The sequence below is a fragment of the Actinosynnema sp. NPDC059797 genome (assembly GCF_042732085.1).
Classification (GTDB): Bacteria; Actinomycetota; Actinomycetes; order Mycobacteriales; family Pseudonocardiaceae; genus Actinosynnema.
On the sequence record NZ_JBHWIE010000163.1, the window covers coordinates 1 to 16,356 of the forward strand.

General features: G+C 75.8%; 11 protein-coding genes. 7 read left to right on the forward strand and 4 right to left on the reverse strand.

Annotated features, from left to right (window positions below; genetic code table 11):
* The 4 genes from ACFV4N_RS27765 to ACFV4N_RS27780 all read right to left on the reverse strand — a co-directional run.
* The coding region (locus ACFV4N_RS27765) for a beta-ketoacyl synthase N-terminal-like domain-containing protein (RefSeq protein WP_499675546.1) at positions 1-5,765 on the reverse strand (5,765 nt) is incomplete at its 3' end.
* A 352-nt stretch (positions 5,766-6,117) separates the two neighbouring features.
* Positions 6,118-7,560 (reverse strand): aldehyde dehydrogenase family protein, encoded by a 1,443-nt coding sequence (locus ACFV4N_RS27770; RefSeq protein WP_499675547.1) that lies wholly within the window; start codon positions 7,558-7,560, stop codon positions 6,118-6,120.
* 78 nt (positions 7,561-7,638) lie between these two features.
* Complete coding sequence (locus ACFV4N_RS27775) at positions 7,639-8,793, reverse strand: C45 family autoproteolytic acyltransferase/hydrolase (RefSeq protein WP_499675548.1); 1,155 nt, start codon at positions 8,791-8,793, stop codon at positions 7,639-7,641.
* A 184-nt stretch (positions 8,794-8,977) separates the two neighbouring features.
* Positions 8,978-9,943 carry an AraC-like ligand-binding domain-containing protein gene (locus ACFV4N_RS27780; protein WP_499675549.1) on the reverse strand — a complete coding sequence of 322 codons (966 nt, stop codon included), beginning with the start codon at positions 9,941-9,943 and terminating at the stop codon, positions 8,978-8,980.
* A 231-nt stretch (positions 9,944-10,174) separates the two neighbouring features.
* On the opposite strand from ACFV4N_RS27780, the gene hpaD reads away from it, so the two are divergent.
* The 7 genes from hpaD to ACFV4N_RS27815 all read left to right on the forward strand — a co-directional run.
* On the forward strand, positions 10,175-11,044 hold the full coding sequence (hpaD, locus tag ACFV4N_RS27785) for a 3,4-dihydroxyphenylacetate 2,3-dioxygenase (RefSeq protein WP_499675550.1): 870 nt from the start codon (positions 10,175-10,177) through the stop codon (positions 11,042-11,044).
* A complete protein-coding gene (locus ACFV4N_RS27790) occupies positions 11,041-12,438 on the forward strand; it encodes a fumarylacetoacetate hydrolase family protein (protein WP_499675551.1) in 1,398 nt (465 codons plus the stop codon). The genes hpaD and ACFV4N_RS27790 overlap by 4 nt, the downstream gene beginning before the upstream one ends.
* Positions 12,435-13,106 carry a GntR family transcriptional regulator gene (locus ACFV4N_RS27795; RefSeq protein WP_499675552.1) on the forward strand — a complete coding sequence of 224 codons (672 nt, stop codon included), beginning with the start codon at positions 12,435-12,437 and terminating at the stop codon, positions 13,104-13,106. The genes ACFV4N_RS27790 and ACFV4N_RS27795 overlap by 4 nt, the downstream gene beginning before the upstream one ends.
* A complete protein-coding gene (gene dapA / locus ACFV4N_RS27800) occupies positions 13,103-14,035 on the forward strand; it encodes a 4-hydroxy-tetrahydrodipicolinate synthase (RefSeq protein ID WP_499675553.1) in 933 nt (310 codons plus the stop codon). The genes ACFV4N_RS27795 and dapA overlap by 4 nt, the downstream gene beginning before the upstream one ends.
* Positions 14,032-15,504, forward strand: coding sequence for a 5-carboxymethyl-2-hydroxymuconate semialdehyde dehydrogenase (hpaE, locus tag ACFV4N_RS27805; RefSeq protein WP_499675554.1), 1,473 nt, complete (start codon positions 14,032-14,034; stop codon positions 15,502-15,504). The genes dapA and hpaE overlap by 4 nt, the downstream gene beginning before the upstream one ends.
* Before the next feature lie 76 nt (positions 15,505-15,580).
* A complete protein-coding gene (locus ACFV4N_RS27810; RefSeq protein WP_499675555.1) occupies positions 15,581-16,159 on the forward strand; it encodes an SDR family NAD(P)-dependent oxidoreductase in 579 nt (192 codons plus the stop codon).
* Positions 16,156-16,356 (forward strand): SDR family NAD(P)-dependent oxidoreductase (locus ACFV4N_RS27815; protein WP_499675556.1); only part of this gene is annotated, 201 nt, incomplete at its 3' end. The genes ACFV4N_RS27810 and ACFV4N_RS27815, both read left to right, overlap by 4 nt.

Genomic DNA, 16,356 nt, shown 5'->3' on the forward strand with positions numbered 1-16,356 from the left:
TCGGGGACCACCTCGACACCGGCCGCGCGCAGCCCGGCGGCGACCTCGTCCGAGCCCGCGCCGATCAGCACGACCCGCGTGCCGCGCACGTCGAGCGAGGGGGCGGGCAGCTCGAACTCCTCGAACACCAGCCGCTTCGGGGCGACCACCACGGCCTCCGGGGCGGAGGACGGGGTGGAGGCGGCGGCGGGGGCGAGGTCGATGGAGGTGGACGAGGGGCCGGTGAGGGCCGGGGTGGAGCCGGTGGGCGTGGCGGCGGGACCGGCGGGCGCGAGGCCGGCCGGCGCGGGAGCGGCGGGAGAACCGGCGGCCACCCGCTCGCCGACCAGGTCCGCGATGGCCGCCGCCGTGCGCGCCGCCGCCAGCGCCTCCATCCCCGAGCCGTCGCCGAGGTCCAGCCCGAGCCGGGCCGCGATCTCACCCGCGATCTCGGTGCGCTTGATGGAGTCCACGCTCAGGTCGGCCTCCAGGTCCAGCCCGGGTTCGACCATCTCCACCGGGTAACCGGTGCGCTCCGCCACCACCGCGACCACCGTGCCCAGCACGTCCACCGGCGTGGCGGCCACCGGCGCGGCGAGCAGGCCCGACAGGGCCTCGGCCAGCCCCGCCGCCGTGCGCGCCTTCGCCAGGTCGTCCAGCCCGGTCGTGCCGTCCAGCGGCAGCCCGAGCCGGGCCGCCAGGTCGCCCGCGATCTCCACGCGCTTGATGGAGTCCACGCTCAGGTCCGCTTCCAGGTCCAGCCCGGGTTCGACCATCTCCACCGGGTAACCGGTGCGCTCCGCCACCACCGCGACCACCGTGCCCAGCACGTCCACCGGCCGGGTGGGCTCGGGGACGACCGCGACGGACACCGGCTCGACCACCGGTGCCACCTGGACCGGTGCCACCTGGACCGGTGCCACCTGGACCGGCGGCGCCGGGACCGCGGGCACCTGGCCGGACGCGCCGAAGTAGGTCATCAGGACGTCCCGCTGCGCCGCGATCAGCTCCCGGCTGGTGCGCAGGAAGTCCGCGATCACGGCGTCGGAGGACGCCGCGGTGGTGTGCTGAGCGGGGGTGTGGTGCTCGGGCACGAACGCCTCCGTGACACGTCGGGCGGGTTGCAGTGCTCCTGGCTGGACCGTGCCGTCCGCGCGGCGCACCAGGTGGCCGTCGACGGTCCACCCCGGCGCGGCGGGCGCGGCGGACGGGTCGACCGCGTCGCGGCCGCGCACCAGCGGGCCGGTGCGCACGTCCACCCCCGCCACGGCCAGCCGCGCCAGGGCGGTGAGGAAGCCGACCAGGCCGTCGCCCAGGGGGACCGCCCGGTGCGGTCGGTCGCCGAGCACCGCGTCCACCAGGCCGCTGAGCACCCGGCCGGGGCCGACCTCGACGAACACCCGCGCGCCCGCCGCGTGCATGGCCTCCACCTGCTCCGCGAACCGCACGGGCGCGCCGATCTGCGCGGCCAGCTCGGCGCGCACCCCGGCCACCGAGGCGGGGTAGGCGCCCGCGGTGCGGTTGGACCACACCGGCAGGGTCGGTTCGCGCAGCGGCAGCTCCTCCAGCACGCGCGCGAACGCCTCGCCCGCGCCCGCCACCAGCGGGCTGTGGAAGGCGCACGCCACCCGCACCGGCTTCACGTCGAGCCCGGCCGCGCGCAGCGCCCCGACGGCCCGCGCCACGGCGTCGGAGGGCCCGGAGACCACGGTCTGCCGGGGCGAGTTCCGGTTGGCCGCCACCACCGGGAGGTCGCCGAGCACGGCTTCGACGCGGGCGGCGTCGGCGGACACCGCCGCCATGGCGCCGGGGTCGCCGTCGCGGACCGCGTCCAGGATCGCGTCGGCGCGCGCGGCGCTCGCGGCGAGCAGGTCGGCCGGCGTGAACACCCCGGCCGCCGCCAGCGCGGCCAGCTCGCCGTAGCTGTGCCCGGCCACCGCGTCCGGCCGCACGCCGACCCCGGCCAGCAGGTCCGTGGCGGCCAGCTCGACCACGCCGAGCGCGGGCTGCGCCACCCTGGTGTCGGTGATCCGCTCGACCTGCTCGGCCAGTGCGCGCTCGCCGAACGCCGCCGGCGGGTACAGCGCGTCCGCCCACCGCGCGCCCAGCCTCAGGTGCCGCTGCGCCTCGGGGAACGCCACCAGCAGCTCGGCCAGCATCCCCGGCCGCTGGCTGCCCTGGCCTGGGTAGAGGAACACCACCTGGCCGGTCGGTTCGCCGTCGGCGTGGAACACGCCCTCGGCGCGCTCCCCCGCCACCGCCGCGCGGAGCTGGTCCACGTCCGCGGCCACCACCGCCAGCCACGCCCGCTCACCGCGGGCCGCCGCCACGTCCGCCCGCGTCGCCGCGCGCAGCGCGAGGTCGCGCAGCCGCGCGCCGGGCGCGTGGTCCAGCAGCTCGGCCGCGGCGCGCCGGGCCGCCGCCGGGTCCGCGCCCCGGAACACGAACAGCTCGGCGGGCCACTGGTCCAGCGCGTGCGCGGCGGGCGCCTGCTCGTGGGCGCGCACCACCACGTGGAAGTTGGTGCCGCCGAACCCGAACGCGCTCACGCCCGCGACCCGGTCGGCCGCCTCGGCCGCCCACGGCCGCGCCGCGGTGTGGAAGGCGAACGGGCTGCGCCCGGGTTCCCACGCCTCGTTGGGCTCGCGCAGGTGCAGCGTGGGCGGTTTGACGCCGTGGTGCACCGACAGCACGGCCTTGATCAGCCCGGCCAGGCCCGCCGCGCACTTGGTGTGCCCGATCTGGGACTTGACCGAGCCGAGCGCGCACGAGCCGGGCTCGGCGCCCGCCTCGGCGAAGACCTCGGTTAGCACCTTCAGCTCGGTGCGGTCGCCGACCACGGTGCCGGTGCCGTGCGCCTCCACCAGCCCGACGCGCGCGGGCGAGATGCCGGCGTTGCGGTAGGCGCGGGTGAGCGCGGCGCGCTGGCCCTCGGGTCGCGGCGCGGTCAGGCCCAGGGCCCGGCCGTCGCTGGCGCTGCCGACGCCGTCGATGACCGCGTAGACCCGGTCGCCGTCGCGCACCGCGTCGTCCAGCCGCTTGAGCACCACGCACGCCACGCCCTCGCCCAGCGCGATGCCGTCGGCCGAGGTGTCGAAGGTGGCGGAGCGGCCGCTGGGCGAGAGCGCGTGCACCGAGGAGAACAGCAGGTAGTCGTTGATGCCGTTGTGGAGGTCCGCGCCGCCGCACACCACCAGGTCGCTGGTGCCGGTGACCAGTTCCTTGCACGCCACGTCGACCGCGGTCAGCGAGGACGCGCACGCGGCGTCCACGGTGTAGTTCGCGCCGCCGAGGTCGAGGCGGTTGGCCACGCGCCCGGCGATGACGTTGGCCAGCATGCCGGGGAACGAGTCCTCGGTCAGGCGGGGCAGCTGCCCGTCCAGCGCGGGCGGCACCTGCCCGAGGTAGGAGGGCAGCACGGTGCGCAGCGTGGTCGCGTTGGACAGGTCGCTGCCCGACTCCGCGCCGAACACCACCGAGGTCCGGCGGTGGTCCGCTTCGGTGTGCGGGTAGCCGGCGTCGACCAGGGCCCGCCGGGCGACCTCCAGCGCGAGCAGCTGCACGGGTTCGATCGCGCCCAGCGACGCGGGCGGGATGCCGTAGCCCAGCGGGTCGAACGGGATCCGCGGCAGGAAGCCGCCCCAGCGCGAGGGGGTGCGCTCGCCGTCGCCCTCGGGGTCGTAGTAGACCTCGGGGTCCCAGCGCTCGGCCGGCACCTCGGTGACGCAGTCGCGGCCGGCCAGCACGTTCGCCCAGAACGAGGGCAGGTCGGGCGCGCCGGGGAACACGCAGGCCATGCCGACCACGGCCACGCGCAGCGGCGCGGGCGCCGGTTCGGCCACGACGGGTTCGGCCAGTGCCGCGCGCACCGCGCCGGCGCGGTCCCGCAGCCACCGGGCGGCGGACGCGCCCACCGACTCGTGCAGGTCGGCGACCGTGGTGACGGCGTCGCGCAGCACGCTCACCTCGCCCGCCATGAACATGCCCTCGGCCCGCTGGCGGTCCTCGTCCACCGGGCGCAGCTCGTCGCCGACGCGCTCCAGGCCCTTGCTGGCCAGGCGCAGCCTGCCGACGTTGAACCGCTCCAACCGCTCCCACGCGTCCCGGTCGGGCACGCCGTCCGCGCGCAGCCGTTCCCGCAGCGCGGTGAACTCGTCGGTGAACCCGCTGCGCACGCACCGGGTGGCGTGGCCGGGCGCGGTCTCCAGCAGGTCGGTGCGCTCGGCGGCGACGACCTGCCGCTGGAACACCGGTCCGATCGCCCCGGTGCCCACGGCCTCGGCGGTGAACAGGTAGGCGGTGCCCATGAGCACGCCGACGCCGACGCCCGCGCGGGCCAGCGGCGCGGCGAGCGCGGCCACCATCGCGGCGGACCGCTCGTCGTGCACGCCGCCGGCGAAGAGGACGGTCAGCTCCTCGCCCGCGCCGCCCGCGGCGAGGTGGTCGAGCAGGACGTCCACCTGGGACTCCCACAGCGGGAAGCTGTTGCGCGGCCCGACGTGGCCGCCGCACTCCGCGCCCTCGAACACGAACCGCCGCGCGCCGGCCGCGAGGAACTGCCTGAGCAGGCCGGGCGAGGGCACGTGCAGGAACGCCGCGATGCCGGCGGCCTCCAGGTCCGCGGCCTGGGCGGGCCGCCCGCCCGCGATGATCGCGTGGGTGGGCCGGACCTCCCGCACCACCTCCAGCTGCGCGGTGCGCACGTCCTCGGCGGCGAAGCCGAGCACGCCGACGCCCCACGGCGCGTCGCCCAGCTCGTCGCGGGTGCGCTCCAGCAGCTCGCGGGTCTGCGGCGCGCCGGACAGGGCCAGGGCGAGGAACGGCAGCCCGCCCGCCGAGGCCACCGCGGCGGCGAAGCCGGGTCGGTCGCTGACCCTGGTCATGGGGCCCTGCGCGACCGGCAGCGCGGTGCCCAGGTGGCGGGCGCCGGTGGAGCCCGGTCCGAGCACGGCGGGGGCGGCGTCGTCGGCGAGGGCGGCGAGCACCGCGTCGCGGACCGCGCGCACGGCCGCGCCGGGGGTGCGCCAGCGGCGGGCGAACACCGTCGCCAGCGCCACGTCCTGGCCCACCGGCAGGAACTGCTCGCGCGGGTCGTCGGCCCCGAGCCGGTCCGCGATGCCCTCGGCGGGCAGGTCCGGCACGCCGGGTCCGCGCCTGCGCAGCACGCGGTAACCCCGGTGCAGCACCGTTTCCGACCCGTCGAGGCCGTCGAGCGCGGCGGTGACCTCCAGCGGCAGCCCGGCCTCGGGGTAGCGGGCGAGCTGGGTGTCGAGCACGACGCCCGCCGCGCCGCCGGCGACCGCGGCGGCGGCGGTGTGGGGTCCGATGCCGCCGGCCGCCCACACGGGCACGTCGACCGCGGCCAGCACCTGCTGCAGCAGCACGAAGGTGCTCAGCTCGCCGACCCGGCCGCCGGCCTCCCGGCCGCGCGCCACCAGCCCGGCCGCGCCCGCGGCCACGGCGGAGCGCGCCTCGTCCAGGTCGGTCACCTCGACCAGCACGCGGCGGCCGGGGAACCCGCCCGGGTCCCGGGTCGGGTCGGCGAGCAGCACGGTGGTCGCGTTCGCGGGCAGCTCCACGTCCGGGCAGCCGGGCCGGACCCGGACGCCGAACGGCCCGGGGGTCCACCGCGCGGCCAGCTCCAGCGCGTCGGCCGCCGCTCGCGGGTCGGCCGCGGGCAGCTCCAGCACGCCGAGGCCGCCCGCGCGGGCGACGACGGCGGTCAGCCGGGGCGCGGGCCTGTGCACCGGGTTCACCGCGATGACGAGATCGGAACGGTCGACCATTCATTACTCCCGACGGCACGCTGCGGCAGGCCCGATGACGTGGAGTAGTGAAGGCACTTCGGTCCGTGCGGTCAACGCCCCGAACCCATGTCCTCACGAATGTGAACATGTCAAGGGCGGCCCTTGTTGCTTTCCGACAAAGCCGCGCCGATCTGCGGTGTTCTCCACCCGAACCCGAACGCGGTTCTCCGGCGGACACGACCGCGTCATCACGTTGACACCGAAGTATTACGCACAGAGTGGAAAGTGTGATGCAACCCACACCCCTATGACGACAAGGGGCGGGGCCGTTCGGGGCAACAGCCGGATGGGCCGAAGGGCGGTACGCACTTCGGAGGGTGGACAACCGCCCCTACTGGGCGGTAACGGGGGCGCCGTGATGGATCCAGACGCCTTTCACCTCCGTGTAGGCGTCCAACGCGTACGAGCCCATTTCCCGACCCCAGCCGCTGGTGCGGAAACCGCCCCACGGCGCGGCCGGGTCGGGCACGCAGGGCATGTTCACGAACACCGCGCCCGCCCGGATCCCGTCCGCCAACCGGTGCGCGGTGCGCAGGTCGTCGCTCCACACCGCCGCGGCCAGGCCGTACGGCGAGTCGTTCACCCGGTGCAGCAACTCGTCCTCGTCGTCGTACCCGAGCACGGCCAGGACCGGGCCGAACACCTCCTCGCGCGCGATCGCCATGGCGTCGGTGACGTCGCCGAACACCGCGGGCCGGTAGAAGTGGCCCGGACCCCCGACCGGGGCGCCGCCGGTGACCAGGGCCGCGCCCGCGCCCACCGCGCCCCGGACGTACCCGTCCACCCGCGCCCGGTGCTCGGCGCTGACCAGCGGGCCCAGGTCGGTCCCCGCGTCCAGGCCGGGGCCCAGCCGCAGCCTCGACACCGCGTCGGCCAGCTTGGCGGTGAACTCGTCGCGCCGCGCCGAGTCCACGTAGAGGCGGGCGTAGGCGGCGCACACCTGGCCGCTGTTGAGCAGCCCGCCCGCCACCGTCCCGGCCACCGCGGCGTCCACGTCGGCGTCCCGCGCCACCACGGTCGGTGTCTTGCCGCCCAGCTCCAGGGTCACCCGCTTGAGGTCGGCCGCCGACGCGGCGACGATCTCCCGCCCCACCTCGGTGGACCCGGTGAACGACACCTTGGCCACGCCGGGGTGCCGCACCAGAGCCCGACCCACGGCGGGCCCGCCCGTCACCAGGTTGACCACGCCCGGCGGGAAACCGGCCGCCGCGCACAGCTCCACCAGCCGGACCGCGGTCAGCGGCGTCTGCTCGGCGGGCTTGAGCACTGCCGTGTTGCCGCACGCCAGCGCGGGCGCCAGCTTCCACACCAGGATCATCAGCGGGAAGTTCCACGGCGCGATCAGCGCGCACACCCCCACCGGTTCCCGCCGGTCGAACTGGAGCGTGCCCGGGAACGACACCGAGCGCACCGCGCCGTCCAGCTTGTCCGCCCACCCGGCGAAGTGGCGCAGGTGCGCGACCGCGCCCGACACGCTCACGCCGCGCGCCACGGCCAGCGGCTGCCCCTGGTCGCGCGTCTCCAGGGTGGCCAACTCGTCCGCCGACGCCTCCACCAGGTCGGCCAACCGCCACAGCAGGGCGGCGCGCTCGGCGCCCGGCACCCGCGACCAGGCCGGCCACGCCGACCCGGCGGCGGCGACGGCCGCGTCCACGTCGGCGTCGGACGCCTCCGCGCAGTGGGCCAGCACCTCGCCGGAAGCCGGGTCGGTGGTGGGGAACGACGCGGTCGAGTCAACCCACTCGCCGCCGATGAACAGGCCGGTGGTCCGCATGCCGAGAAGGATGCGCGACCGACCGCGCCGCCCCGTTGGCCAGGAGCGCACGGCAGTTGACCGCCTGCGCGCCGCGCGTCAGCCCAGGGCCGGCCGGAAGACGACCTCCTCGCTGTACCGGGGTGCGCCGTCGGCCGCGTCACCGAGGTAGAAGCGCGTGGCCATCGTGCGGTCGTCGAGGTCGAAGACCGTGCGCCACAGCGTGCGCAGCGGGGAGCCCGCGGCCTTGCGCCCGTCGAACCGCACCTCGTCCAGGGCCGCGCGCAGCCGCTCCGGCGACATCGGGCCGGACGCCACCCGCCTGCCCAGCTTCTCCAGGCGCTCGTGGGTGAACATGGTCTGCTCGGTGTCCCGGGGCGGGTCGGCCGGGTCGGGCCGCCGGTGGAGCGGGTGGTTGGTCACGCTCAGGGACTCGCCGTCGGCCTCGACGATGTGCTCGACACCGCCGTGGCCGTGCTCCCAGACGAAGGCCCGGCCGGACGGGTCCGCGACCAGGTAGTGCAGCGGCGTGCCCAGGTCGTACTGCTTGGCCGTCAGCAGCGCCTGCTTGGCCTGCTCGACGTCCTCGCAGGTGTCGAGCACGAACCGGGGCAGCTGGCCCGAGCTGATGCCGACCTGCGGCCCGGCCTGCACGGGCGCGCTCGTGTTCTCCGCGTCGGCGACCAGCAGCACGACCACGAGCCCGTGCTCGTTGATGCCCTCCATGCAGCCGTCCAGCTCGTTCATCGTCACCACGGTCGTGGCCGGCCCGTCGTCGGGGACGCTGGTGATGACGTAGGGGCGCGAGGACATCGGCGGCTCGTCCCGCGGCCCCTCGTCACCGGACATCATCGCGACGAGCTGCCGCTGCCCGAGGGTGAAGAAGTCGTAGTTGCGGCCGACCAGCGTGTGCCCGTCGGTGGTCCTCGACGGCGCGCTCCACGTGGCCGAGCAGGCCGAGCCGGCGGGCAGGCTGGTGAGCCCGTCCAGGTGGACGTCGTCGGCCTCCGGCGGCACGCCGACGACCTCTGCGGCGCCCACCAGGCGGGCGTGGTGCTGCGGCCAGTTGTCCTCGAACCAGGCGCGGCGGGCCCGGCCGACGGTCGGGTCGGCGGGCACGGGCCGCCAGCCGCGGCCCCTGGCCTCCTCGGCGAGCGCGCGGCCGACCTCGGACTGGCTGCCCGACACCACGAGGTGCCGGACGGTCATGAACTCGTCCGCGCCACCGGCCACGAGTTCCCGGGTCACGTTCATCGGAGGTGCTCCGTTCCTGTTCGTCGGGTCACGAGCAGGGTTCCCTGAACTACACAGCCGTCTAACCGGGCCATGTGGCTGAAGTGCCGGGGTCGGGTGCGGCCGGACGGGTGACGGGCGGGCGGCGGGGGTGCGGGCGGCAGTGGCGGACGGGTGACGGCGGGTGGGCGGGGGTGGTGTCCCGTCAGCTCGTCCGGTGCTCCACCGACCGCTTCCGGTACTCCGAGGGCGACAGCCCGTACTCGGTCTTGAAGGCGCGGCTCAGGTAGGAGGCGTCCACCAGGCCCCAACGCGCCCCGATCACGCCGATGGACAGCCGGTGCTTGGCCGGGTTCGCCAAGTCCTGCCCGCACCGCTCCAGCCGCCGGTGCCGCAGGTACGCCGAGACCGTCGTGCCCGCCTCGCTGAACAGCTTGTGCAGGTAGCGCGTCGAGATGTGGTGCGCGGCGGCGATGTCGCCCGGCGACAGGCCCGCGTCCTCCAGGTTCGCCTCCACATAGGACTTGATCTTGGTCAGCAGGGCCGCGCGCGCCGACTCGGCGGGCACGTCCGGGTAGTCCAGCCGGTCGGCCAGCGCGGTGCCGAGCAGGTCGACCACGTTGCGCGCCAACCGGACGCTGCCGTGCACGGCCGGGTCGTCGAGGTTGCGCGCCAACTGGACCAGGGTGGTGCTGACGATGCCGCCGACGCCCTGCCCGCCGCCGAAGCGCACCGCGGTCAGCGACGCCACGTGCCCGCTGGGCAGCACCAGCATGTCGCGCGGGAACATCAGCACCAGCGTGGAGGAGAAGTCCTCGAACGCCAGGCTGTACGGGCGGGTGGTGTCGTAGATGGCGAAGTCGCCCGGTCGCAGCGCGGCCTGCCGCCCGTCCTGGCTCAGCCGGGCGGTGCCGTGCAGCTGGAGGCTCAGCTTGTAGAACTCCGGCGAGGAGCGCGAGATCGCCCGGGTGGTGCGCCGCACGGCGTGCGCGTCGGCCGACGCCTCGTACACCGCCAGGCTGCCCAGGTTCTGGCCGCGCAGCCGGCCCCGGAACCCCGACGGCGCGCCGGTGGACGCCTCCAGCGGCACGAACGCCCGCGACACCGCCGACTGCCACAGGTCGAACCGCTGCGCGGCGGGGACCTCCGCCGTGCTCAGCGCGTAGGACATGGTCGCCTCCCGAACCCGGTGACACCGGGTGACGAGCACCCTCACCCCGCCGGCCCCGGCGCGTCAAGGGCCGGCTTCCCGGTCCCCGCCGCGGTGCGCCGGGCGTCAACCGCCGTGCGCGCCTGGCCAAGGAGCGGACCTCGGGTCCCTGTTAGACCTGGTTGAGCGCCGACCCGAGGGGCCGTCGCGCGGCGATCGTATTCGATCCGCTACACGATCCGAGATCTGGAGGTGACCGTGGGTGAGGTCGTGCTGGCCGCCAAGATCACGCACGTGCCGTCGATCTGGCTGTCGATCAACCCCGGCAGGCACCACGGCATCCGCCGGCCCGCCGAACTGGGCCTGGCCGAGGTCGGCAGGAGGGCCCGCGAGCGCGGCGCGGACGCGTTCGTGGTGGCCGACTCGCACTGGATGAACAGCATGGGTTTCCACGTCAACGGCAAGGCCAGGCACCGGGGCAGCTACGCCTCGCACGAGCTGCCGCACTTCATCCGCGACCTGGAGTACGACTACCCGGGCGCACCGGACCTGGCGCGGCTGATCGGCGAGGAGATCGCCGCGGGCGGCCAGAAGGGCATGGTGCACGACGTGAAGGACCTCGGCCTGGAGTACGCCACGCTGGTCCCGATGCACTTCATGAACCGCGACGACGAACCGCTCGCGGTGGTGCCGGTGGGCTGCAACATCCACTCCACCGTCGAGGAGAACCGGCACGTGGGCGAGGCGATCGCGCGGGCCGCGCTGCGCAGCGACCGGAAGGTGGCGTTCCTGGCCAGCGGCTCGCTGTCGCACCAGTTCCCGCCCAACGAGGTGTCGTCGCAGTACCTGGACCGGATCAGCGACCCGTTCAACGAGCAGGCCGACCGCCGGGTGCTGGAGCAGTGGCGGGAGGGCCGGGTCCCGGAGTTCCTGGAAGCGCTCCCGGCCTACAACGAGCGGTGCGCGGGCGAAGCCGCCATGGCGGACACCGCGATGCTGTTCGGCATCCTCGGCTGGGACTCCTACACCGGTCGCGGCGAGCAGCTGTGCGACTACTTCCCCAGCAGCGGCACCGGCCAGGTCATCGTCGACTTCCCGGTCCCGGACCGGCTGCGGGCATGAGCCACCCGCTCGGCCTGGCGCCGACCAAGATCATCGCAGTGCACCTGAACTTCCGCTGCCGCGCGGCCGAGCGCGGCCGGTTCCCCGACGAGCCCTCGTACTTCCTCAAGCCGCCCTCGTCGCTGTCGTGGACGGGCCGCGACCTGGTCCGCCCGCGCGGCACCGAGCTGTCCGCGTTCGAGGGCGAGATCGCGCTGGTGATCGGCAGGCGGGCGCACCGGGTGTCGCGCGCGGACGCGCCCGGGTTCATCGGCGGCGTCACCGCGGCCAACGACTTCGGCGTGCACGACCTGCGCCACGCCGACCGGGGCTCGAACCTGCGCAGCAAGGGGGCGGACGGCTACACCCCGGTCGGCCCGGTGCTGCTCGACCCGCGCGGGGTGGACCTGCGCGACCTGCGCCTGCGCACGTGGGTCAACGGGACGCTGGTCCAGGACGCCACCAGCGCGGACCTGCTGTTCGACTTCGGCTACCTGATCGCCGACCTGAGCCGCACCGTCACGCTGGAGCCCGGCGACGTCATCCTGACCGGCACGCCGACCGGCGCGACCGCGGTGGGTCCCGGCGACGTGGTGGAGGTGGCGGTCGGCGACGCCGAGCCGCTGCGCAACACCGTCGTGGAGGCCGACGAGCTGCCCGCGCCGGGCGCGCGGCCCCGCGCCACCCCGGCGGACCGGGCGCTGGCCGTCGGCGGCGCGCCGCCCGCCCTCCGGCCGGAGACCCGGCGGGCACTGGGCCGGGTGTCCACCGCGACCCTGTCCTCGCAGCTGCGCAAGCGCGGCCTGCACCACACCTTCCTGACCGGCCTCCGGCCCTCCCGCCCCGACCTGCGCCTGGTCGGCACGGCCCACACGCTGCGGTTCCTGCCGCTGCGCGAGGACCAGTTCGCCGAGCGCGGCGGCGGCATGAACGCCCAGAAGCGGGCCGTGGAGTCCATCGGGCCGGGCGAGGTGCTGGTGATCGACGCCCGCGGCGACCGCGGCGCGGGCACCCTCGGCGACATCCTCGCCCTGCGCGCCCTCAAGCGCGGTGCGGCGGGCGTGGTGACCGACGGGTGCCTGCGGGACAGCCCCGCGTTCGCCGAGCTGGACCTGCCCGCCTACAGCGGCGGCGCGCACGCGGCCGTGCTGGGCAGGCGGCACGTGCCCTGGGAGGTCGGCGTGGACGTGGCGTGCGCCGGCGTGCTGGTGCGGCCCGGCGACGTGCTCGTCGGCGACGCCGAGGGCGTGCTGCTCATCCCGCCCGCGCTGGTCGACGAGGTGGCCGCCGACGCCGTGGCCCAGGAGCGCGAGGAGCGGTTCGTGCTGGAGCGCGTCGCCGCGGGCGAGCCCGTGGACGGCCTGTACCCGCTGGGGCCCGCCAAGCGCGCAGAGTACGAGCGGTGGGTCCCGTGAGCGCGCCGGTCCGCTCCAAGACCCAGTACGCCTACGAGGTGCTGCGCGACCGGATCGCCGACGGCGAGTACGGGCCCGGCGCGCGGCTGGTGTTCGACCGGCTGGCGCGCGAGCTGGGCGTGAGCCCGGTGCCGGTGCGCGAGGCGGTGCGCCGCCTCCAGGCCGAGGGCTGGGTGGTGTTCGAGCCCAACGTCGGCGCGCAGGTCGCGGGCATCGACCCGGACGAGTACCGGCACGGCATGGAGGCGCTGGCGCTGCTGGAGGGCCACGCGGTCGCGCACGGCCGGATGACCGCCGGGCGCCTGGACCGCGCCGAGGAGCTGAACGAGGCCATGCGCGCGTCGCTGGACCGGTTCGACCCCCTCGGCTTCACCCGGCTCAACCGCGAGTTCCACCTGCTGCTGTGCGCGGCCTCGCCCAACCCCCGGCTGCGCGAGCTGGTCGCGGCCGAGTGGGCGCGGCTGGACCGCAGCAGGCGCACCACGTTCAACCTGGTGCCCGGCCGGGCGCACGAGTCCGTGGCCGAGCACGCCGAGCTGGTCCGGCTGCTGCGCGCCGGCGCGCCCGCCGACACCGTCGAGCGGTTCGCCCGCGAGCACAAGCTCACCACCCTCCGGGCCGTGGACGCCAGGTCCGCGGCCCCGCTCCCAGGGGAGTTCCCGTCATGAGGTTCCGCTCCGACCCGGCCGCGATCCGCGGTTCGATCGCGCCGGTCGTCACCCCGTTCACCGCCTCCGGCGAACTGGACACCGACAGCCTGCGCGCCCTGGTGCGCTGGCAGCGCGCGTCCGGTTCGCACGGCATCTCCACCGGCGGCTCCACCGGCGAACCCGGCGCCCTCACCGTGACGGAGCGCGTCGCCGCCATGCGGGTGGTCGCCGAGGAGACCGCCGACGAGCTGCCGTTCCTGCCCGGCACCGGCGCCGCGACGCTGGAGCACACGCTGGAGCTGACCGACGAGGCGCGCCGGCTCGGCGCGGACGTCGCGCTGGTCATCACGCCGTACTACAGCAGGCCGACCCAGGAAGGGCTGTTCGCCTGGTACGACCGGGTGGCGCGGGAGTTCCCCGACCTGCCGGTGGTGATCTACAACGTGCCGTCGCGCACCGCCGTGGACATCGCGCCCGAGACCGTGGCCCGGCTGCGCCGCGCGCACGACAACGTCGTGGGCATCAAGGAGACCACCAAGGACTTCGAGCACTTCTCGCACGTGCTGCACCGGTGCGGGCGGGACTTCCTCGTGTGGTCGGGCATCGAGCTGCTGTGCCTGCCGCTGCTGGCGATCGGCGGCAGCGGGTTCGTCAGCGCCCTGGCCAACCTCGCGCCGGCCGCCGTGGCGCGCATGTACGAGCTGTACACCGCGGGCGAGCACGAAGCCGCGCTGGACCTGCACTACCGGCTGCACCCGCTGGTGGAGCTGCTGTTCGTGGAGACCAACCCCGCGCCCGCCAAGTCCGTCCTGGCCGACCTCGGCCACATCGCCAGCGGCCACGTCCGGCCACCGCTGGTCGCACCGTCCCCGGCCGGCCTGGCGCGGATCGCGGCGCTGCGCGCCGAGGCCGCCGACCTGCTCGTCACCTCGGGAGCCACCGCATGAAGAGCCTGCTGCACCACATCGACGGCAAGGACGTCCCCAGCGTCGACGGCGCCACCTTCGGCGTGTCCGACCCGGTGACCGACCGGGAGTACGGCCGGGTCGCCGCCGGCGGCGCGGCCGACGTCGACCTGGCGGTGGCCGCGGCGCGCCGGGCGTTCACCGAGGGGCCGTGGCCCCGCCTGTCCGCCCGCGAGCGCGCCCGGGTGCTGGTGCGCGTCGCCGAGGCCGTCGAGGCGCGCTCGGACGAGCTGGCCGAGCTGGAGAGCTTCGACACCGGCCTGCCGATCACCCAGGCGCGCGGGCAGGCGCACCGGGCGGCGGAGAACTTCCGCTACTTCGCCGACGTGATCGTGGCCCGGCACGAGGACGCGTTCCTGGTCGGCGACCGGCAGGTCAACTACGCCATCCGGCAGCCCGCCGGGGTCGCGGGCCTGATCACGCCGTGGAACACGCCGTTCATGCTGGAGACCTGGAAGCTCGCGCCGAGCCTGGCCGCCGGGTGCACCGTCGTGCTCAAGCCCGCCGAGTGGTCGCCGCTGTCGGCGAGCCTGCTGCCCGGCATCCTGGCCGAGGCCGGCGTGCCGGACGGCGTGGTCAACGTGGTGCACGGCATCGGCGAGCAGGCGGGCGCGGCGCTGGTCGAGCACCCCGACGTGCCGAGGCTGTCGTTCACCGGCGAGAGCGGCACCGGGCAGGTCATCATGCGCTCGGCCGCGCGGCACCTCAAGGAGGTGTCGATGGAGCTGGGCGGCAAGTCGCCGTGCGTGGTGTTCGCCGACGCGGACCTGGACCGCGCCCTGGACGCGGCGGTGTTCGGGGTGTTCTCCCTCAACGGCGAGCGCTGCACCGCCGGCTCGCGGGTGCTGGTGCAGCGCGAGGTCTACGACGGGTTCGTGGCGGCGCTGGCCGAGCGCGCCGCCGCGGTGCGGGTGGGGCTGCCGTCCGACCCGGGCACCGAGGTCGGCGCGCTGATCCACCCCGAGCACCACGCGCGGGTGATGCGGTACGTGGAGGTCGGGAAGCGGGAGGCCAGGCTCGTCGCGGGCGGCGACCGGCCCGCCCACCTGCCGACCGGGAACTTCCTGGCGCCCACGGTGTTCGCGGACGTGCCCGCCGACGCGCGGGTGTTCCAGGAGGAGATCTTCGGACCCGTGGTGTGCGTGACGCCGTTCGCCGACGAGGAGGAGGCGGTCGCGCTGGCCAACGCCACCCGGTACGGCCTGGCCGGCTACGTGTGGACGGCCGACCTGGCGCGCGGGCACCGGGTGGCGCGGGCGGTGCGGTCCGGGATGGTGTGGGTGAACTCGCACAACGTCCGGGACCTGCGCACGCCGTTCGGCGGGATCAAGGCCAGCGGGGTCGGCCGGGAGGGCGGCGCGCACAGCATCGACTTCTACAGCGACCTGCGCGTGGTGCACGTGGCGGTGGGCGACCTGGCGCCGCCGCGGTTCGGGGTTGCCCCGGTGTGAACACCCGTTGACGGTGGGCGCACCCCGCGCGCCGACCCCCTCGGACGACGGGCCGGCGGGATCTAGCGTCCGCCCCATGTGGAGGGACGACAGGGTCGCGCTCGTCACCGGCGCGGCGTCGGGGGTCGCCGCGGCGGTGGCGCGGCGGCTGGACGCGGCGGGCGTGCGCGTGGCCGCGCTGGACGGGTGCACGGCGGTGGACCTGGTCGGCGGCGACCTGTGGCGCGGCATGGCCGTGCACGCGGACGCGGGCGACCCGGCGCAGCTGGAGTCCGCCGTGGACGCGGTGGTCGAACGGTACGGCAGGCTGGACGTGCTGGTCGCCACCGCGCCCGAGCCCGCGTGCCCCGGTTCGGCGCGCTCCGCCCTGGAGGTCACCGACGAGGAGTGGCACGCCGTGCTCGGCCCGCAGCTCGACGGCGCCTTCTACGCGGTGCGCGCGGCGCTGCGGGTGATGCGCGGCGGGGTGGTCGTCGCGGTGGTCGCCGCCTGCCCGCACCTGCCGCACCGCGCCGCCGCCGCGCTCGGGGTGCGCGGCCTGGTGCGGGCGGTGGACGCGCCGGACGTCCGCGTCCGCTCGGTCACCGCCCGCTGCTCACCCGATCCCGCCGAGGTCGCGGACGCGGTCCTCGCCGTCGTTGGAGGCAACGCATGAAGTTCACCGACCGGGTCGCGCTGGTCACCGGCGCGGGCACCGGCATCGGCGCGGCGGTCGCCCGCCGCCTGGTCGCCGAGGGCGCCGCGGTGGTGCTCACCGGGCGTCGCCCCGAGCCGCTGCGCTCGGTCGCGGCGGCCCTGGGCGACCGGGCGCTGGCCGTGCCCGCGGACGCGGCGGACGGCACGGCCATGGCG